The sequence below is a fragment of the Amycolatopsis sp. NBC_00438 genome (assembly GCF_036026695.1).
Taxonomy (GTDB): Bacteria; Actinomycetota; Actinomycetes; order Mycobacteriales; family Pseudonocardiaceae; genus Amycolatopsis.
Genome location: NZ_CP107923.1, coordinates 5303134 through 5321675, shown reverse-complemented (window position 1 = coordinate 5321675; position 18542 = coordinate 5303134). Strand labels below are relative to the sequence as shown.

Sequence of the window (18542 nt, the reverse complement as noted above, 5' to 3'; positions counted from 1 at the left end):
ACAAACGGTCCGTTGGCGCTGTCCGCCTCCACCGCACGGCCCGGAACTGTCGGTGCCTCCCGGTAACGTGAAATCCGGGGGACCCCTAGGCGGGGACCTCTCAGCGGCGCGCCCGGACCGCCTCGGCCAGCTCGTCCAGCAGGGGAGCGGTGTCGTCCCAGGACATGCAGGCGTCCGTGATCGACTGGCCGTAGGTCAGCTTCTCCGGCTGGCCCAGGTCGAGGTCCTGGCGGCCGCCCGCGAGGAAGCTCTCCATCATCAAGCCCACGATCCCGCGCTCACCGCCGCCGATCCGCTCCGCCAGCTCACGCACGACCGAAGCCTGGCGGACGTGGTCCTTGCCGCTGTTGCCGTGGCTCGCGTCGATGATCACGCGCTCCGGCAGGCCCGACTTCGCCAGCCGCGCCAGGGTGTCGGTGACCGTGCCGGCGTCGTAGTTCGGGCCGCCCGCGTGTCCGCGCAGGATCACGTGGCAGTCCGGGTTGCCCGACGTCGTCAGCAGCGCCGCCAGGCCGTCGGTGTTGATGCCGGGGAACACGTGGCTCGCCGCCGCCGCGCGGGTCGCGTCGACCGCGACCTGGACGTCGCCCTCGGTGGAGTTCTTGATGCCGACCGGCATCGACAGCGCGCTGCACAGCTGCCGGTGCACCTGACTGGCCGCGGTCCGGGCGCCGATCGAGCCCCACGTGACGATGTCGGCGATGAACTGCGGTGTGATCGGGTCGAGGAACTCGCAGCCGACCGGCAGGCCCAGCTCGGAGACGTCGAGCAGCAGCCGGCGCGCCATCCGGAGGCCCTTGTTGACGGCGAAGGTGCCGTCGAGGTCCGGGTCGTTGATCAGGCCCTTCCAGCCCAGCGTGGTGCGCGGCTTCTCGAAGTACACCCGCATCACGACGTGCAGTTCGCCGCGCAGCTCTTCGGCCTTCTCGGCGAGGCGGCGGCCGTAGTCGAGAGCGGCTTCGGGGTCGTGGACCGAGCACGGGCCGACGACGACGAGCAGCCGGTCGTCCCGGCCTTCGAGGATGTCGACGGTTTCGGCGCGTCCGTGCTGCACCACCTTGGCGACGGCGGCGTCGACCGGATGATCTTCGCGCAGCATCGCGGGCGAAATGAGCGGACTGATCGACGTGGTGCGCGCGGCGTCGAGGTCACCGATGGCGGCCGGGCCTGCGGAGAGCGTCATGGCGGGGGTGTTCCTTCCTGATGGACACCGACCCGCGCGGGGGACCCTCGCCGAGCCGGTAGGAGAATCCGGCTCGGGGGTGGAGGTCAGCGCAGGTTCACGCCGCCGTGCCCACCCGGGGCCGGCTTCGTAAACCAGTAATAGCGCTGCACGACGACAAGTTAGCACAACGACGGCGCGGACCGATTCGGCAGGTGGTACGGGCTGCACCGATCCAGACGAAGCCAGCTACGCTTGGCCCTGGCGAAATGTGACTGTCATCTCCAGCGAACACAAACGGAGGATTCTCATGCGTGTCGGTGTGCTGACCGGCGGCGGCGACTGCCCGGGTCTCAACGCGGTCATCCGCGCGGTGGTCCGCAAGGGCATCGAGGTGCACGGCTGGGACTTCGTCGGCTTCCGCAACGGCTGGAACGGCCCGCTGACGGGCGACAGCCGCCCGCTCGGCCTGAACGACGTCGAGGACATCCTCACCCGCGGCGGCACGATCCTGCGCTCGTCGCGGACCAACCCGTACAAGGTCGAGGGCGGCGTCGAGCAGATCAAGAAGGTCCTCGCCGAGCAGGGTGTCGACGCGCTGATCGCGATCGGCGGCGAGGACACCCTCGGCGTCGCGAAGCGCCTGACCGACGACGGCGTCGGCGTCGTGGGCGTGCCCAAGACGATCGACAACGACCTGGGCTCGACCGACTACACCTTCGGCTTCGACACCGCGGTCTCCATCGCGACCGAGGCGATCGACCGGCTGCACACCACCGCCGAGTCGCACCACCGCGCGCTGGTCGTCGAGGTCATGGGCCGGCACGCCGGCTGGATCGCGCTGCACTCCGGCCTGGCCGGCGGCGCGAGCGTGATCCTGGTGCCGGAGCGGGCTTTCAACGTCGACCAGGTCGTCTCCTGGGTCGAGCGCCGCTTCGAGAAGGAGTTCGCGCCGATCATCGTCGTGGCCGAGGGCGCGCTGCCCGAGGGCGGCGAGGAGAAGCTGCTCACCGGTGAGAAGGACGCCTTCGGGCACGTCCGCCTCGGCGGCATCGGCACCTGGCTGGCCGACGAGATCGCCCGCCGCACCGGCAAGGAGTCCCGCGCGGTCGTGCTGGGCCACGTCCAGCGCGGCGGCACGCCGACCGCGTACGACCGCGTGCTCGCGACCCGCTTCGGCCTGCACGCCGTCGACGCGGTGGCCGACGGCGACTTCGGTGTCATGGTCGCCCTGAAGGGCACCGACATCGTCCGCGTGAAGCTGTCGGAGGCGACCGCCGAGCTGAAGACGGTCCCGACCGAGCGCTACGAAGAGGCCGAAGTCTTCTTCGGCTGAGCCTGCGCCTGGTTGTCCGTGAAGGCCACCTTGAGGGACATGGAGTCCCTCAAGGTGGCCTTCACGGCTTTCAGATGCGGGCCAAGGTGTCCAGGACGGTGATCGCCCGGGCGATGTCGTCGGTCAGCGGGCGGTCGTCGGTGCTGTCGTCCAGGACCTCGGACGCGACGTCGAACGCGTCGCGCACCGGGAGGTCCACCAGGTCGGCGTCCCGCATCCGCAGCGCGCGGACCGCCGCGACCAGCTCGCAGGCCAGAACCTGTTGGTACGACGTGCAAGCCGCCGTCGCCGCGCGGGCCGCCTGGGTCGAGAAGCTCGCGTGGTCCTCGATGCCGCGGGACACCACGGCCGTGCCGAGCGTCGCCGGCAGCGCCGCCTGACGCAGCTCCGTGAGCGCGTCGTGCGCCACGTACTCCAGGATCATCACGCCCGAACTGCCCGCCGGCCCGGCCGCGAGGAACGGCCGCAGCCCGGTGAACTCCGGCTCGACCAGGTCGCCGAGGCGCGCCACCGACAGCTCCGCCACCTGGTGCACGGTCGCGCGGGCCTGGTCCAGCGCCGTCGAGACGTACGCCGTGTGGAAGTGCGCGTGGTGGTAGGCGTCGCCGTGGACCGTGGAGATCATCGGGTTCTCGGTGCTCGCGTTGATCTCGACGGCCAGCACGTCGCGCAGGTAGTGGATCGCGTCCAGGGCCGGGCCCTGGACCTGCGGGAACGCCCGCAGCCCGAACGGGTCCTGGATCCGGCGGCCCGGCTTCGGCGTCTGGTGCATGCCGAGCAGCCGCCGCATCTCCGCCGCGCAGGCCACCTGGCCGGCGTGCGGCCGCGCTTCGTGCACCGGCGTCGCGTACGCCTCGGGGTTGCCGTCGAGGGCGACGTAGGTCAGTGCGGCGATGGCGTGGCTGGCGCGGGTCAGGGCGTCCAGCCGCATCGCGGCCAGCGTCGCCTCCGCCAGCGTCGCGGCGTTGCTGCTCATGAACGCCAGCGCGTCGCCGGCGTGCACCGGCACCGCCGGGACATGCCCGGCGAGCCAGTCGCGTTCGCCGGTGAGCGCGAGCGCCGTCTCGGCCAGCGGGGCCAGGTCGCCGGTGCCGATCGCGCCGAGCCGGTGCACCAGCGGCAGCGCGCCGGTGCGGACGGCCTCGGCCAGCGCGCCGATCAGCTCGGGGCTGATCCCGGAGCGGCCGGCCAGGAGCTGGTTGAGCCGGATCAGCATCATCCCGCGAACCTGGCCGGGCGGCATCGGGTCGCCGCTGCCGCCCGCGTGGCTGCGCAGCAGGCGCAGCCCGTGTTCCTTCGAGCTCGCGACCGTGTCGTCCTTGTTGGCCCCGACGCCGGTGGTCCGGCCGTAGACCACCCGCCGCGTGCTGAGCTCCTCGGCGAGCTTCCAGGCGTGCTCGGCGCCGCGCAGCGCGGCGATCGAGACGTCGATACCCAGTGGCCCCTCGGTGCGCGCCGCCGTCACGACGTCGGCGCACCGCAGGGTCCGACCGTCCACCCGGATCAAGGGCAGCCTCCTTTCGCCTGCCCTCACTATGGGGCCAGGACGACCAAGGGGCCAGGACGACCAAGGGGCTAGGACGGCGCGGGCGGCCAGGGTGGCTTCGGCCAGTCCCACTGCGGGACGGGTTCGTGCAGGTTCGGCTCGGCGCCGGGCGCGGAGAAGAGGACGGCCAGCCGGCTGCCCCACTCGAGGTAGCCGGCGAACGCGGCGCGGAACTCCGGGTCGCCCGGCAGGCCGGCCTCGTCGGCGGCGTCGAGCAGCAGCGTGACCCAGCGCCGGCGCTGCCGCTCGGTGATGCCGCGCCCGAGGTGGCGGCCGATCATGTGGGCGTGCCCGCCGTGGCTCTCCGAATAGGCCGCCGGTCCGCCGAAGACCTCACCGAGCCAGACCGCGACGTGCTGGGCGTGGTGCGGGTCCATCTGCCGGAACACCGGCTCGAGCAGCGGGTCTTCGAGGACGTGGCCGTAGAAGATCGTGAGGAGCTTCACGAGGGCTTCGTGGCCGCCTGCCCACTCGTAGAGGGTCGGGGTGGCGGGCGGGTTCTCTGGCACGATCACCCGGCAAGGCAACCAGCGGCGGCCCGGCCGGGCAAGCACGTACTTTCCGGTGCGTAGGGGGAACGGGATGAAGCGCTACCACTGCGCGACGGAGCTGGCGGTCGACCTGATCGGCGGCAAGTGGAAGCCGGTGATCCTCGCGCACCTCAAGGAGGGCGCCCACCGCTACGGCGAGCTGCGCCGCCGGATGCCGGGGGTGAGCGAGAAGATGCTGACCCAGCAGCTGCGCGAGCTGACGGCGGACGGCATCGTCCGCCGCGAGGAGCGCGACGGCCGCGTCCCGCACGTCGAGTACCACCTGACGGCGGTGGGGGAGGAGCTGCGCCCGGCGCTCACGGCCCTGTACGAGTGGGGCGAGCGCCGCGCGGCGGCCTCTGGCATCACGTTCGAACCGGCTGGTTAGAACCGGCCAAACGCCGGACCGGACGACACGCGTACCCGCGCGGACGACACGCGTACGCGGATGGACGACACGCCGCACCCCGGCCTGAGCGCGGCTGTGTCGTCCATCCAGGTACGCGTGTCGTCCGCCTGGGTACGCGTGTCGTCCGCGCGGGCTAGGGGGTCTCGTCGAGGCGGCGTTCCAGCGCGTCGAGGCGGCCGGCCCAGAAGCGGCGGTAGGGGGCGAGCCAAGCGTCCACTTCGGCCAGTGGCTCCGGGCGCAGCGCGTAGCACCGGCGCTGGGCCGCGACCCGGACCGTCACGAGCCCCGCTTCGCGCAGGACCCGCAGGTGCTTGGACACCGCGGGCTGGCTGAGCTCCAGCTCCTCGACGAGCTCGCCGACGGAGCGTTCGCCGTCGCGGAGCAGGTCGAGGATGGTGCGCCGGCGGGGTTCGGCGAGGACGTCGAAAGTCTGCATCACCCTGGAAATGTGCGCCGCCCGGCATATTCCTGTCAAGGCATGTGCGGCGGTCCCGATGGGCTGCTCGGCCTGACCCGTCTGGTCTGAACCATTGACCTGATGGTCTAGTCCATTTACGGTTGGTGTGGTCTCCACCACGTGGTCCCCATGATTGTCGGTAATTCTCCGAAGGGAGAAGGCATGTCCCGTTTCCGCAGGAAGAGCTTCTCGGCCCTGCTGACCGTGGCGGCCGCCGCGGGCCTGGTGGTGGGCGCCGCCGCGGCCCCGGCCGCCACCGCCGCCCCCGCTCAGGCCGAGGCTTCCGTCGGCAAGGTCGTCGGCTACTTCACCGACTGGGGGGTGTACGACCGCAACTACCACGTCAAGAACATCGAGACGTCGGGCTCGGCGGGCAAGCTGACGCACATCAACTACGCCTTCGGCAACATCACCAACGGCGGCTGCGCGATCGGCGACGCCTACGCCGACTACCAGAAGACCTACGACGCAGCGGGCAGTGTCGACGGCGTCGCGGACACCTGGGACCAGCCCCTCGCGGGCAGCTTCAACCAGCTCAAGGAGCTCAAGGCCAAGCACCCCGGCCTCAAGGTGATCTGGTCGTTCGGCGGCTGGACCTGGTCGGGCGGCTTCGGCCAGGCCGCGCAGAACCCCGCCGCGTTCGCCGACTCCTGCTACAACCTGGTCAACGACCCGCGCTGGGCCGGCGTCTTCGACGGCATCGACATCGACTGGGAGTACCCCAACGCCTGCGGCCTGAGCTGTGACTCCAGCGGCGCCGACGCGTACCGGAACCTGATGGCCGCGCTGCGCGCCAAGTTCGGCTCGCAGCTGGTCACCTCGGCGATCACCGCCGACGGCACCGACGGCGGCAAGATCGACCTGGCCGACTACGCGGGCGCCGCCCAGTACGTCGACTGGTACAACGTGATGACCTACGACTACTTCGGCGCGTTCGCCGCGCAGGGCCCGACCGCCCCGCACTCGCCGCTGACGTCCTACGACGGCATCCCGACGCCGGGCTTCTACTCCGACGCCGCGATCCAGAAGCTCAAGAGCAAGGGCGTCGCGTCGAGCAAGCTGTTGCTGGGCATCGGTTTCTACGGCCGCGGCTGGACCGGTGTCACGCAGGACACCCCGGGCGGCACCGCGACCGGGCCGGCGCCGGCCAAGTACGAGCCGGGCATCGAGGACTACAAGGTGCTCAAGACGTCCTGCCCGTCGACCGGCACCATCGCCGGCACGGCGTACGCCAAGTGCGGCGGCGACTGGTGGAGCTACGACACCCCGTCGACCATCGGCGGCAAGATCGGCTACGCCCAGCAGCAGGGCCTCGGCGGCGCGATGGTCTGGGACCTCTCGGGCGACACCACCGACGGTGAGCTGATCACGGCCGTCGCCGAGTAAGGGCTCCCGGTGCGGCCGGTCTCGCGCGGAGCGCCGGCCGCACCGGGTTTCAGTTCCTGTCGGTACCCCCGATTACCCTCCTCACCGTGAAGTTCAGCGGATTCGGCGAGTACGCCGTCGACTTCTACGACGGTCTCGTGGAAGACAACTCCAAGCCCTACTGGGACGACCATGTCGAGACGTACAAGTCCGACGTCCGGGCGCCGATGGAGGCCCTGCTCGACGAGCTCAAGACCGAGTTCGGCGACGGCTTCGGCGATCCCAAGGTGTTCCGCCCCTACCGGGACGTCCGGTTCGCCAAGGACAAGACGCCCTACAAGACCCACTGCGGCGGCGTGATCGAGCAGGGGCGCGGCGGGGGTGCCTACTACGTCGAGGTCGGGCCGGAGGGCCTGCGCGTCGGCGGCGGGTGCTTCTACCTCGCGTCCGACCAGATCGCCCGGTTCCGCCAGGCCGTCGACACCGACCTGCACGGCGAAGCGCTCCAGAAGATCATCACGAAGCTCGAGCGCGCCGGCTGGGAGGTCAAGGGCGACCGGCTGAAGTCGAAGCCGCGCGGCTTCGACGCTGAGCACCCGCGCCTCGACCTGCTGCGCTACCGCTCGGTGTACGCCGTGCGCACCTGGGAGCCGGACGACGTCCTGCACGAGCGCGCCGCCCTCGACCGGGTGCGGAAGGCGTGGCGGCAGCTGCGCGAGTTCAACGAATGGGCCCGTGACCGGGTCGGCCCGAGCGAGCAGCCCCGCCGGTGACCCGCGAGTTTCTGAACCGTTTCTCTGAACTTTTCGGGATCGGTACAGACGAACGCGCGGACAGGGACTACGCTATGCGAACGTGAGCCGACGCGCGAAGATCGTTTGTACCCTGGGCCCCGCCACCGCCACCCCGGAGAAGATGCGGGCACTCGTGGACGCGGGCATGGACGTGGCGAGGATGAACTTCTCCCACGGCAGCCACGGCGACCACAAGCAGGTCTACGACCTGATCCGGGACGCCGCCGCCGCGAGCGGCCGGGCGGTCGGCATCCTCGCCGACCTGCAGGGCCCGAAGATCCGCCTGGGCACGTTCGCCGGCGGGCCGGTCGAGTGGCACAACGGCGACATCGTCCGGATCACCGTCGAGGACGTCGCCGGCACCCACGACCGGGTCTCCACGACCTACAAGGGCCTGGCCAAGGACGCCAAGCCCGGCGACCGCCTGCTGGTCGACGACGGCAAGGTCGGCCTGGTGGTCAAGGAGGTCGACGGCCAGGACGTGGTCTGCGAGGTCACCGAAGGCGGCCCGGTCAGCAACAACAAGGGCGTCTCGCTGCCCGGCATGGACGTCTCCGTCCCGGCCATGTCCGAGAAGGACATCGAGGACCTCGAGTTCGCGCTCGAGCTGGGCGTCGACTTCATCGCGCTGTCCTTCGTCCGCTCGCCGGCCGACATCGACCTGGTCCACCAGGTGATGGACCGCGTCGGCAAGGGCCGGCTGCCGGTCGTGGCGAAGATCGAGAAGCCCGAGGCCGTCTACAACCTCGAGGCCATCGTGCTGGCCTTCGACGCGGTGATGGTCGCCCGCGGTGACCTCGGCGTCGAGCTGCCGCTGGAGCAGGTCCCGCTGGTCCAGAAGCGCGCCATCCAGATCTGCCGCGAGAACGCGAAGCCGGTCATCGTCGCGACGCAGATGCTCGAGTCGATGATCAACAACTCCCGGCCGACCCGCGCCGAGGCCTCCGACGTCGCGAACGCCGTCCTCGACGGCGCCGACGCGCTGATGCTGTCCGGCGAGACCAGTGTCGGCCGGTACGCGATCGAGGTCGTCCAGACGATGGGCCGGATCATCGAGGCGGTCGAGACCGACTCGCCGGTCGTCCCGCCGCTGACCCACGTCCCGCGCACCAAGCGCGGCGTGATCTCCTACGCCGCCCGCGACATCGGCGAGCGCCTCAACGCGAAGGCCCTGGTCGCCTTCACACAGTCCGGCGACACCGTGCGCCGCCTGGCCCGGCTGCACACGCGGCTGCCGCTGCTGGCGTTCACGCCCGAGGACTGCGTCCGCAGCCAGCTCTCGATGACCTGGGGCACCACCACCCAGATCGTGCCGCGGGTGGAGTCCACCGACCAGATGATCCAGCAGGTCGACCACGCGATGCTGGAGATGGGCAAGTACCAGAAGGGCGACCTCGTCGTCATCGTGGCCGGCTCCCCGCCCGGGACCGTGGGCTCGACCAACCTGATCCACGTCCACCGCCTTGGTGAAGACGACCACGCGTAAGGGACGGCTTGCCCTCCGACCACATAGGGTCTGGCCATGACTGAAATGGCCAGAGCGGCCGCCACCGAGCTGGAGATCCCGGGTGGCGGCCAGCCCGTGCTGGACCGCTTGGTGGCGTTGCTCGACCTCGAGAAGATCGAGGAGAACTTCTTCCGCGGCGTCTCGCCCGCCCACTCGCCGGTCCGTGTCTTCGGCGGGCAGGTGGCCGGGCAGGCGCTGGTCGCGGCCGGGCGCACGGTGCCCGACGAGCGCCGGGTGCACTCGCTGCACGCGTACTTCATCCGCGGCGGCGACCCGAGCGTGCCGATCGTCTACGAGGTCGACCGGATCCGGGACGGCCGTTCGTTCACCACCCGCCGGGTCGTGGCGATCCAGCACGGCAAGGCGATCTTCTCGCTCTCGGCGTCCTTCCAGAAGGACGAATCGGGCATCGACCACGCCGAGGCGATGCCGGAGGGCGTGCCCGCGCCGGAGTCGCTGCCGACGCTGATGGAACGCGCCGAGGGGTACGCGATCGGCGCGCACAGCCGGCCGCAGCCGATCGACCTGCGCTACGTCAACGACCCGCCGTGGGTCACCCGCCAGACCGGCGAGCCGCCCGCCCGCAACCAGGTGTGGATGCGCGCCGACGGCAAGCTGGGCGACGACCAGCTGCTGCACGTCTGCGTGCTGACCTACGCCTCGGACATGACGCTGCTGGACTCGGTCCTCGCGCGCCACGGCGTGTACTGGGACACCGACAAGGTGCTCGGCGCGAGCCTCGACCACGCGCTCTGGTTCCACCGGCCGTTCCGCGCCGACGAATGGTTCCTCTACGACAGCGCCTCACCGACCGCCTCCGGAGCGCGTGGCCTGGCCACCGGCCGGTTCTTCGCCGCGGACGGCACCCTCATCGCCACGGTCGTCCAAGAAGGACTCCTGCGCGTCCTCTGAACGTTGGCGGGAAAATCACCCTTACGGGCGACAAATAGTCGGGGTATTCGCCGCGGGAATAGGGTATTCGGCTCGGTGAAGGGGGCCGGGACCGATCGGGGGACGGTCCCGGACCCCTTCTCCGAATGACCACACGGCGGACCGCGAAGTCATCGTCTACGCTGCTCAAAGGGCCGCAGGGCCCGGCGGCCGAACGACCCGGGCCCGTACCGCGTCCCGTCGCAGTGCAGAGTGCGAGGATACAAGAGCATTCTGCAAATTGCAGGTGCGACGCGTGTGCCGGGCCCGGAATCGGTGCCGTGTTAATGCGCCACCGTCCTGGTTAGATACTGGGAGCAAGCGAACGGCTACGACGCCGTCGACATCCGGAGGTGCCGAATGGCCAGGGGACAGAGCCCCACGGTTCGCCGCCGGAGGCTCGCGGGCGAGCTGCGCCGGCTGCGCGAGGCGGCGGACCTCACCATCGACGAGGTCGGCGAGAAGCTCGAATGCTCGGCGTCGAAGATCAGCCGCATCGAGACCGGCCACGTCGGGGTCACCCCGCGCGACGCCCGGGACATGCTGGCGCTCTACGGGATCACCGGCGACGAGCAGGAGGCGCTCGTCCAGCTGGCCCGCGAAGCCCGCAAGCGCGGCTGGTGGCACGCCTACAACGAGGTCTTCACCGGCACGTTCGTCGGGCTCGAAGCCGACGCGAGCTCGCTGCGCGCGTTCCAGGCGCTGCTCGTGCCGGGCCTGTTGCAGACCGAGCGGTACGCCCGCGCGGTGATCCGGGCCCTGCGCCCGGACGCCGAAGACGCCGAGATCCGCCGCCGCGTCGCGGCCCGGATGGCGCGCCAGGAGCTGCTGTCGGACACACCGCCGCCGGAGTACTGGGCCGTCATCGACGAGGCCGTGCTGCACCGGGTCGTCGACACCCCCGAGGTGATGGCCGAGCAGCTCTACCGGATGGTCGCCCTCGCCGAGAAGCCGAACGTGATCATCCAGGTGGTGCCGTTCCACGCCGGCGCGCACCCCGGGATGGAAGGCCCCTTCCTGATCATGGGGTTCCCGGAGCAGGCCGACCCGGACGTCGTCTACGTCGACGACAGCACCTCCAGCGGCCTCTACCTGGAGGAACCCACAGATGTCCGGCGCTACGGGCTGATGTTCGACCATCTGCGCGCGGCCGCACTGAAGCCGGACGACTCGGTGGAGCTGATCGCCGAGGCGGCCGGACGGTTCGCCGAACAGGCGGCTGTACCGGCTCCGGTGCACCATCTGGAACCGAGGACACAGTAAGGGAGTTGGGGACCATGGAAGCCGAATTTTCGGGTGCGCGCTGGCGCAAGAGCAGTCACAGCGGCGGCGGCAACGACTGCGTCGAGGTCGCGTTCGTCGCCGGGGGTGCCGCGGTGCGCGACTCGAAAGACCCCGAGGGTGGTGCTTTCCGCCTGCCCGCATCGGGCTGGCGTGGGCTGCTGGCCGCGGTGCGGCCCGGCGGCCCCGCGCGCGACTGAGGCCTGGGGAAGACCCCTTACCCCCGCCGAGCTGGACTCGGCCGGGAGTAAGGGGTCTTTTCCGTGCCAGGGGTACGTGATCACCCGATGCCTGGGGGAGTCCCTCAGGACGAACCTGAGTCCTACCAACCGGTGAACTCAGGGAACAGGGGAACACGATGCACAGCGATCTGCTGCTGGACGCGGTCCGGGCCGAAGCGGCCTACCGGGCCGAGGAACTGCGGAAGGCCGGGCGCAGCGCCTGGGCCGACCGCGCCCGCCGCGCCGTCCGCCACGTGCGGGCCGGGCGCAGCGTCGTCGAGGTCCCGGCGCAGGAGCGCCGGGAAGCGTCGCGGGAGACCGCGGCCGTCGGCGAGACCGCCCGGTAAGGGCGGGTGATGGTGTCCAAGGCGATGAGCGTGCGGATTCTGTCGGTGACATCGGGGGCTTCACCCCAGGTCAGGGGCTTCGCCACCCGAACCCCCGAAAATCTGTCGGTGGGGTGAGCAAGAATGCTCCTTGTGCCCCGACTCGGCTCCGGAATCCCGCTCGTCGCCCGTACCCACGAGATGCGGCGGCTCCGCGCCGCCTTCGCCCGGGCTGAACGTGGCGAAGCCGGCGCGGCGCTGCTCTCGGGGGACGCCGGGGTCGGCAAGACCCGGCTGCTGACCGCGCTCGGCGAGCACGTCGCCGCGTGCGGCGCGCTGGTGCTCACCGGCCGCTGCATCGACGTCCGCGAAGGCGGTCTCCCTTATCTTCCCTTCGCCGAAGCGCTCGCCCCGCTGGGCAGCGCGACGGACCCGGCGATCGCCGCCGCGGTGCGGGCCCGGCCCGCGCTCGGCCGGCTGCTCCCGCAGGGCCAGGGGCTGCACGGCCTCGAAGAGCCCCGGGCGGCCGAGCACGCCGCGATGACCTCGAACGACCGGGAGACCATGGTGCGTCCCCGGCCGGAGCAGGATCTCGGTCAGCTGCAGTTGTTCGACGCGGTACTGGGGGTGCTGACCGAGATCGCCGAGTCCCGGCCGGTGGTGATCCTGCTCGAGGATCTGCACTGGGCCGACGCCTCGACCCGCAACCTGCTGTCGTTCCTGCTCAGCAGGCTGCGCGCGCAACGTCTCCTGGTCGTGGGCAGCTACCGCGAGGAGGACGTGCACCGGCGGCACCCGCTGCGCGGCCTCCTCTCGGAGCTGGTCCGGCTCGCCACCGTCGAGCGCGTCGACCTGCAGCCGTTCGGCAACGCCGACGCCCGGGCCTTCGTCGAGGCGCTGGCCGACGAGCCGCTGTCCGCCGACGTCGTGGCCGACATCGTCAGCCGCTCCGAGGGCAACCCGTTCTTCGCCGAAGAGCTGCTCGCCACCCAGTCCGAGTGCGACGACCTGCCCGCGGGCCTGGCCGAAGTGCTGCTCTCGCGGTTGGAGCGGCTCTCGCCGGACACCCGCCGGGTCGTGCGCGTCGTGTCGGTGGCGAACGAGCCGGTGATGCACGCGGCCCTGGCCGAGATCTCCGCCCTGGGCGAGCTGGAGCTGGACGAGGCGCTGCGCGAAGCCGTCCAGCACCACGTGCTGGTGGTGATGCCGGACGGCGCCTACTGGTTCCGGCACGCGTTGCTGCAGGAAGCGGTGTACGGCGATCTGCTGCCGGGGGAGCGGTCGCGCACGCACGCGGCGTACGCGACGCGGATCCGGTCGCGGCCGCAAGGCCGCGGGCACGACGCGAAGCTGGCCTACCACTCCCTGCAGAGCAGCGACCTGGTCACGGCGCTGCCGGCGTTGCTGCGCGCGATGGACGAAGCCGAGAACCTGGGCGCGCCCGGCTCGGCGCTGCGCCACGTCGAGCAGGCACTGTCCATCTGGGACGCCGTTCCGGCCGCCGACCGGCCCGAGGGGTTCGACGAGATCCGGCTGCTGCACGAGGCGTCGTACTTCGCGGGCACGTCCGGCGAGCCCGAGCGGGCCGCCGCGTTCGCCCGCTCGGCCACGCAGGCGCTGACCCCGGACGGCTCGACCGACCGCGCGGCGAAGACGTGGCGGCGGCTGGCGGAGGCGCTGCTCGCGCTGGAAGGAACCCTCGACGAGGCCGTCGCGGCGATCGACAAGGCGTGGGACCTGGTCAAGGACACCGAACCGAGCGGGACCCGCGCGTGGGTGCTGGCCAGCCGGGCCGGGTTCCTCCGGCTGCTCGACCAGCCGGACGCGGCGCTGGACAGCGCGCTCACCGCGGTCACCGACGCGCGGGAGGTCGACGCGGCCGGGGCGGAGGCGTCGGCGCTGGTCACCTTGGGCACGCTGGCCGACTCGGCGGGCGACGCCGAGGAGGCCCGCGAGCGGCTGCGCCAGGCCGAGCGCAAGGCGCGGGACTCCGGGGCGCTGAACACCGAGATCCGCGCGACCTACTTCCTCGCCTTGAGCCACGACGACCAGGCCGAGTTCGCGCAAGCGCTGGAACACGCCTCACGCGGGGTCGCCCGGGCCGAAGAATCCGGGCTCAGCTGGAGCGTCTACGGCCTGGAGCTGCGGGCGCGGCAGATGACCTTGCGGTACCTGATGGGCGATTGGCCGGACGAGAGCGCCGGCCGGGCCGGGCGCGGGGTGTCCAGCGCGGTCGCCGCGCGGATCCTCGCGATCTGGTCGCTGTTCGTGGTCGCCCGCGGCCGGTTCGACGACGCCGCGAAGCTCGTGGCCGGGCTGCGGCAGCACTGGGCGGCGGACATCCAGATCCCGCTGTCCGCCGGGGACGCCGGCATCGAGCTGGCCTACTGGCGCGGTGACCACAAGGACGCGGTGAAGCGGGCCGAAGAGCTCGTCGGCTGGCTCGACCGGATCGAACCCGGCCTGCTGGCCGGCATCCGGGTCGCAGCGCTCGGCGTCACCGCCGCGGCCGCGCTGGCCGCCGACGCCCGGATCCGCGGCGACGAGGCGGCCGTCGAAGCCGCGGTGGCGGCGGGCGAGCGGTTGCTGGCGCACGGCCGGATGTGCGCGGTCGTCGGGCAGCCGCGCTCGACGACGCTGGGGCCGGAAGGCCGGGCCTGGCTGGCCCGGCTGGAAGCGGCGGCGTCCGGCCTGAGCGGCCGGGGAGACCCCGAGAAGTGGGCGGTCGCGGCGGCGGCGTTCGGTTACGGCGCGGTCTACGAGCAGGCGATCTGCCGCCGGCACGAAGCGGAAGCCTGGCTGCTGGCGGACGACGTCGACCGGGCGCGGGCCGCCCTGGAGTCGGCGCACGCGGTGGCGGCCCGGCTGGGCGCGATCCCGCTGCGCGACGCCGTCCGCGACCTCGCGCACCGCGCGCGGGTGGACCTGGCGGGCGTCGAACCGGCGGCCCCGGCCCGCGCGGTCGTCGACCCGCTGACCGACCGTGAACGTGACGTCCTCGAGCGCGTCGCGCTGGGCCGCACGAACCGCCAAGTCGGTGAAGAGCTCTACATCAGCGAGAAAACGGTGAGCGTCCACCTGTCCCGGGTGATGGCGAAGCTCGGCGCGAGCCGCCGCGCGGAAGCGGTCGCGATCGCCTACGACCGAGGCCTGCTGACAGCCCCCACCACCGGCCAACGCGCGTGATCAGAAGGTCGACACCCTTGCTGCCCTTCAGACACACCGATCGGGTCAGCGGGGGAGGCGGCGGAGGGCTTTCAGGCCCAGGGTCATGCCCCGGGACCACAGCGAACCCGAGACTCCGCGCGGCGGGCGCAGGGCCAGGCCGCGCTGGAGCGCGATCGACTGGGATTCGGTGTACTTCAGCAGGCCTTCGGCGCCGTTGCGGCGGCCGACGCCCGAGTCCTTCATGCCGCCCATCGGGACGCCGACGCTGCCGAACGTCGCCGCGTAGCCCTCGTTGACGTTGACCGTGCCCGCCTTGAGCCGGGCCGCGACCTCCCAGCCCGCGTGGCCGTTGCGCGACCAGACGCTGGCGTTGAGCCCGAACGCCGTGTCGTTGGCCCGGTCGATGGCCTCGGTGACGTCCGTGTAGCCGTAGATCGAGACGACCGGCCCGAACGTCTCCTCCGCGAACGGGACCATCTCTTCGGTGACTCCGGAAAGGACGGTCGGCTCGTAGAACAGCGGGCCTAGGTCGGGCCGGGCGCGTCCGCCGGTGAGCACGGAAGCGCCCTTCGCGCGGGCGTCGTCGACGTGCGCGGACACCGTCTTGAGCTGGTCCTCGGACGTCAAAGATCCCATCTGGGCCTGGTAGTCCAGCGCGCCGCCGAGCTTCACGGCGGCCGTGCGCGCGACGAACGCCCGGGTGAACTCCTCGCGGATGGACTCGTGGACGTAGATCCGCTCGACCGACACGCACAGCTGCCCGGCCGAGGAGAAGCACGCGGTCACCGCGCCGGTCGCGGCCTTCGCGACGTCGGCGTCGGGCAGCACGATCATCGGGTTCTTGCCGCCGAGCTCGAGCGAGTACGACGTCAGCCGCTTCGCCACCTGCCCGGCCAGCTCCTTGCCGGTCGGCGTGGACCCGGTGAAGCACAGGTAGTCCGACTCCTCGACCAGCGCGGTGCCGATCTTCGAACCGCGGCCGAGCACGATCTGCCAGGTCCCGGCCGGCAGCCCGGCCTCCTCGGCGAGCTCGTGCAGCCACAGCGCCGAAAGCGCGGTCTGGTTGTCCGGCTTCTGGACGACGGCGTTGCCGGCCGCGAGCGCCGGGAAGACGTCCATCGCGGTGAGCGCGAGGGGGTAGTTCCACGGCGAGATGACGCCGACGACGCCCTTCGGGTGCCGCAGCTCACCGGCGCGGGTCAGGCCGGGGATGACGCCGGCGACGCGGCGCGGGGCGAGGATCTTCGCCGCGTGCTTGCCGTAGTAGGCCGCGACCAGGGCGGTCACGCTGACCTCGTCGAACGCGTCGAGCCGGGCCTTGCCCGCCTCGACCTGGACCAGGTCGAGGACCTCGTCCTGCCGGGCGAGCACCAGGTCGTGCAGCCGGGTGAGCACGCGGGCGCGCTCGGCGGGGGAGTGTTCCGCCCACGCCCGCTGCGCGATCCGCGCGTCGGCGAACACCGCGCGGGCGTCGGCGTCGGTGGCCTGGGGCAGGGTCGCGATCGGCTGCCCGGTGAACGGCGCGGCCATCCGGATCGGGGCCGAGTCCGCGCCGCCGGCCACCCGGGCGACGAGCTGGGCCGCCCGGGCGGCGGTCGGCGCACCGGCGATCCCGCCGACGGTCGGCGGGAGGGCGGTGTCGTGGACCGGGTTCGCGGGGGTCGTGCTGGTCATGACGTCTCCGTTCCGCGCGGCGACGCGCAGGGGTTACCGACGAGTACAGCATACCGTCGGTACGTCAGCTGTCCAGCTCGACGTGAATCTATTTCACGTTTTGGGCGGGTTCAGGGGCGGGAGCTGGTAGGTCGGCTCGGTCGGTGACGCCGTCGCCGCGGGCGGCTCGTCCGGGTGCGGCTGGGCCTGCGTCGCCTCGTAGGCGTCGGCGGGCGGCTGTGACGGGAACGGCTGTGACGGGAACGGCTGTGACGGCGGGGCCTGCCCGGGGAACGGCTGGGACGGCGAGCCTTGCGCGGGGAACGGCTGGGACGGCGGGCCCTGCGCGGGGAACGGCTGCGACGGCGGCCCGCCGTAAGGCTGCTGGCCGCCGTAGGGCTGCTGGCCCGGGTACGGCGACGAACCCGGGTAGCCGCCGGACTGCTGCGGCCCGGCCGGGTACGGCCGCGACTGCTGCTGCGGATACCCCGGCCCGCCGTGCAGGTTCGCCGGCGGACCGGCGGGTGCCGTCGCGCGCCGGCCGGCCAGCAGGGCGAACGCCAGCACGACCACCGCGAGCACCCCGCCGCCGAGCAGCAGCCAGAACCCGGTCCCGGTCGTGTAGTGCGACGTGATCGAGTCGTCGTTGGACTCGTAGCTCAGCGTCGCCGAGACGTCCATGCCGAGCATCCACACCGCCGCGGCCACGCCGGCGCCGCCGACGAGCAACGCCGTCCGCGCGCCCGACCGCGTGCCGGCACCCGCCGACCGCCGGAGGCCGAGGATCGCCAGCACGGCGCCGGCCAGCAGGATCACCGCGCCGACGGAGAGCGGGATGCCGTAGTGCGCGACGTGGGTGCTCTCGTAGAACTTCGCCGCTTCGGGGCTGGGGTCGACGTCGAAGGACCGCGACCACGCGCTGATCGTCTGGCTGCTCTCGGTCTTGCCGCCGACGATCTGCTCGAACGTCGTCTGCGGCAGGAACGACCCGACCAGCACGAGGATCGCGGCGAGGGCGCCGAACAACCCGGCGACCAGCCGGAAGAGCGCGCCGGGATCGGCGGCCTGCGGCCGCGGCGGCTGCATCGGGGGCGGGCCGTACGGATACGGCTGCGGAGGGTACGGCGGCGGCGCGCTGGTGGTCATCAAATCTCCCTCTTTGCGGGGATTGGACCACGAATCCGCCTGCGGGATAAGGGGCGAAGTGACACTGGTGCGCCGCGCTGGTCAGGTCGGCGCAGTGGCGGCGTCCTGGTAGAGCAAGACGGCGATCCGCTTCCACTCCTCCAGGAGCTGACGGCGCCGCTTCGGGTCGCCGCCGAGTTCGGCGTCCAGCGCCAGGCCGCGGGTCAGGTTCACGGTGAGCCAGAACAGCATCTCCGCGCGTCCGGGCGGGAGGTCGCCGGCGACCTGGGTGACGTGCTCGAGGGTGGCGCGCCCGAGCGCGCGGTCGACCGGCCGGATCGCCGCGCGCAGCTCGGGGTCGGTGCGGGCGGCGACCCACAGTTCGGTGACGGCGGTCGAGAGCGTGCCGGAGTAGCCGGTCCAGAGCAGGTCGATCGCGGCGGCGACACCGGTGCCGCCGCTGGGCAGCCGGTCCAGCGACGCCGCCAGCTGGCTCCGCAGCCGGTTCGTGAGGTGCTCGACGGCGGCCGCCATCAGCTCGGCCTTCGCGGTGAAGTGGTGCTGCACCGCGCCCTTCGACACACCCGCGCGGGCGCAGATCTCCTGGACCGACGTCCGGGCGTAGCCGACCTCGACCAGGCAGTCGATGGTGGCGTCGAGCAGCGCGGTGCGGGTCTGCTCCCGCCGCTGCGCCTGGGTGCGGTGACCCGTCTCGGTCACTCCGGCCTCCCC

Annotated in this window: 17 protein-coding genes; 10 read left to right on the top strand and 7 right to left on the bottom strand. The window is 71.9% G+C overall.

Going from position 1 to position 18542, the window contains the following annotated elements:
* Positions 1-100 precede the first annotated feature (100 nt).
* The gene (locus OG494_RS23385) at positions 101-1183 is read right to left on the bottom strand and encodes a 3-deoxy-7-phosphoheptulonate synthase (RefSeq protein WP_328442627.1); all 1083 of its coding nucleotides are present in this window, start codon (positions 1181-1183) and stop codon (positions 101-103) included.
* Between the two features lie 289 nt (positions 1184-1472).
* Between OG494_RS23385 and OG494_RS23380 the strand changes: the two genes are divergently transcribed.
* Positions 1473-2498, top strand: a complete 1026-nt coding sequence (locus OG494_RS23380; RefSeq protein WP_328442625.1) for a 6-phosphofructokinase — start codon at positions 1473-1475, stop codon at positions 2496-2498.
* Between the two features lie 70 nt (positions 2499-2568).
* On the opposite strand, the gene OG494_RS23375 is transcribed toward OG494_RS23380, so the two are convergent.
* Both OG494_RS23375 and OG494_RS23370 read right to left on the bottom strand, forming a co-directional pair.
* The gene (locus OG494_RS23375) at positions 2569-4005 is read right to left on the bottom strand and encodes an aromatic amino acid ammonia-lyase (protein ID WP_328442623.1); all 1437 of its coding nucleotides are present in this window, start codon (positions 4003-4005) and stop codon (positions 2569-2571) included.
* 68 nt (positions 4006-4073) lie between these two features.
* Positions 4074-4559 (bottom strand): group II truncated hemoglobin, encoded by a 486-nt coding sequence (locus tag OG494_RS23370; RefSeq protein ID WP_328442621.1) that lies wholly within the window; start codon positions 4557-4559, stop codon positions 4074-4076.
* A gap of 67 nt (positions 4560-4626) precedes the next feature.
* Here OG494_RS23370 and OG494_RS23365 point away from each other — a divergent pair, with 67 nt between their 5' ends.
* Positions 4627-4962 (top strand): winged helix-turn-helix transcriptional regulator, encoded by a 336-nt coding sequence (locus OG494_RS23365; RefSeq protein ID WP_328442619.1) that lies wholly within the window; start codon positions 4627-4629, stop codon positions 4960-4962.
* 154 nt (positions 4963-5116) lie between these two features.
* On the opposite strand, the gene OG494_RS23360 is transcribed toward OG494_RS23365, so the two are convergent.
* Positions 5117-5419: an ArsR/SmtB family transcription factor gene (locus OG494_RS23360; RefSeq protein ID WP_328459005.1), complete on the bottom strand. Its 303-nt coding sequence runs from the start codon at positions 5417-5419 to the stop codon at positions 5117-5119.
* A 183-nt stretch (positions 5420-5602) separates the two neighbouring features.
* Between OG494_RS23360 and OG494_RS23355 the strand changes: the two genes are divergently transcribed.
* The 8 genes from OG494_RS23355 to OG494_RS23320 all read left to right on the top strand — a co-directional run bounded on the left by OG494_RS23355 (position 5603) and on the right by OG494_RS23320 (position 15050).
* Positions 5603-6826 carry a glycoside hydrolase family 18 protein gene (locus OG494_RS23355; protein ID WP_328442617.1) on the top strand — a complete coding sequence of 408 codons (1224 nt, stop codon included), beginning with the start codon at positions 5603-5605 and terminating at the stop codon, positions 6824-6826.
* An 86-nt stretch (positions 6827-6912) separates the two neighbouring features.
* Positions 6913-7578 carry a DUF2461 domain-containing protein gene (locus OG494_RS23350; protein WP_328442615.1) on the top strand — a complete coding sequence of 222 codons (666 nt, stop codon included), beginning with the start codon at positions 6913-6915 and terminating at the stop codon, positions 7576-7578.
* An 82-nt stretch (positions 7579-7660) separates the two neighbouring features.
* Positions 7661-9085: a pyruvate kinase gene (gene pyk, locus OG494_RS23345; RefSeq protein ID WP_328442613.1), complete on the top strand. Its 1425-nt coding sequence runs from the start codon at positions 7661-7663 to the stop codon at positions 9083-9085.
* Between the two features lie 36 nt (positions 9086-9121).
* Positions 9122-10018 carry an acyl-CoA thioesterase II gene (gene tesB / locus OG494_RS23340; RefSeq protein ID WP_328442611.1) on the top strand — a complete coding sequence of 299 codons (897 nt, stop codon included), beginning with the start codon at positions 9122-9124 and terminating at the stop codon, positions 10016-10018.
* Positions 10019-10396: 378 nt separating this feature from the next.
* The gene (locus tag OG494_RS23335) at positions 10397-11299 is read left to right on the top strand and encodes a helix-turn-helix domain-containing protein (protein ID WP_328442609.1); all 903 of its coding nucleotides are present in this window, start codon (positions 10397-10399) and stop codon (positions 11297-11299) included.
* A gap of 14 nt (positions 11300-11313) precedes the next feature.
* Positions 11314-11517 (top strand): DUF397 domain-containing protein, encoded by a 204-nt coding sequence (locus tag OG494_RS23330; protein ID WP_328442607.1) that lies wholly within the window; start codon positions 11314-11316, stop codon positions 11515-11517.
* A 158-nt stretch (positions 11518-11675) separates the two neighbouring features.
* A complete protein-coding gene (locus OG494_RS23325) occupies positions 11676-11885 on the top strand; it encodes a hypothetical protein (RefSeq protein WP_328442605.1) in 210 nt (69 codons plus the stop codon).
* Between the two features lie 123 nt (positions 11886-12008).
* On the top strand, positions 12009-15050 hold the full coding sequence (locus tag OG494_RS23320; RefSeq protein WP_328442603.1) for a helix-turn-helix transcriptional regulator: 3042 nt from the start codon (positions 12009-12011) through the stop codon (positions 15048-15050).
* A 45-nt stretch (positions 15051-15095) separates the two neighbouring features.
* On the opposite strand, the gene OG494_RS23315 is transcribed toward OG494_RS23320, so the two are convergent.
* The 3 genes from OG494_RS23315 to OG494_RS23305 form a co-directional block, all read right to left on the bottom strand.
* Entirely contained in the window at positions 15096-16706 is a 1611-nt protein-coding gene (locus OG494_RS23315) for a succinic semialdehyde dehydrogenase (protein WP_328442601.1), read from the bottom strand.
* A 93-nt stretch (positions 16707-16799) separates the two neighbouring features.
* The gene (locus OG494_RS23310) at positions 16800-17831 is read right to left on the bottom strand and encodes a hypothetical protein (RefSeq protein ID WP_328442599.1); all 1032 of its coding nucleotides are present in this window, start codon (positions 17829-17831) and stop codon (positions 16800-16802) included.
* A gap of 81 nt (positions 17832-17912) precedes the next feature.
* Positions 17913-18530, bottom strand: coding sequence for a TetR/AcrR family transcriptional regulator (locus tag OG494_RS23305; RefSeq protein WP_328442597.1), 618 nt, complete (start codon positions 18528-18530; stop codon positions 17913-17915).
* Between the last annotated feature and the right edge of the window lie 12 nt (positions 18531-18542).

Coding starts and splice junctions, on each gene's coding strand:
- OG494_RS23385 (WP_328442627.1), bottom strand. CDS start 1,183: ATGACGCTCTCCGCAGGCCCGGCCGCCATCGGTGACCTCGACGCCGCG.
- OG494_RS23320 (WP_328442603.1), top strand. CDS start 12,009: ATGCTCCTTGTGCCCCGACTCGGCTCCGGAATCCCGCTCGTCGCCCGT.
- OG494_RS23355 (WP_328442617.1), top strand. CDS start 5,603: ATGTCCCGTTTCCGCAGGAAGAGCTTCTCGGCCCTGCTGACCGTGGCG.
- tesB (WP_328442611.1), top strand. CDS start 9,122: ATGACTGAAATGGCCAGAGCGGCCGCCACCGAGCTGGAGATCCCGGGT.
- OG494_RS23315 (WP_328442601.1), bottom strand. CDS start 16,706: ATGACCAGCACGACCCCCGCGAACCCGGTCCACGACACCGCCCTCCCG.
- OG494_RS23380 (WP_328442625.1), top strand. CDS start 1,473: ATGCGTGTCGGTGTGCTGACCGGCGGCGGCGACTGCCCGGGTCTCAAC.
- OG494_RS23360 (WP_328459005.1), bottom strand. CDS start 5,419: ATGCAGACTTTCGACGTCCTCGCCGAACCCCGCCGGCGCACCATCCTC.
- OG494_RS23365 (WP_328442619.1), top strand. CDS start 4,627: ATGAAGCGCTACCACTGCGCGACGGAGCTGGCGGTCGACCTGATCGGC.
- OG494_RS23310 (WP_328442599.1), bottom strand. CDS start 17,831: ATGACCACCAGCGCGCCGCCGCCGTACCCTCCGCAGCCGTATCCGTAC.
- OG494_RS23335 (WP_328442609.1), top strand. CDS start 10,397: ATGGCCAGGGGACAGAGCCCCACGGTTCGCCGCCGGAGGCTCGCGGGC.
- OG494_RS23325 (WP_328442605.1), top strand. CDS start 11,676: ATGCACAGCGATCTGCTGCTGGACGCGGTCCGGGCCGAAGCGGCCTAC.
- OG494_RS23330 (WP_328442607.1), top strand. CDS start 11,314: ATGGAAGCCGAATTTTCGGGTGCGCGCTGGCGCAAGAGCAGTCACAGC.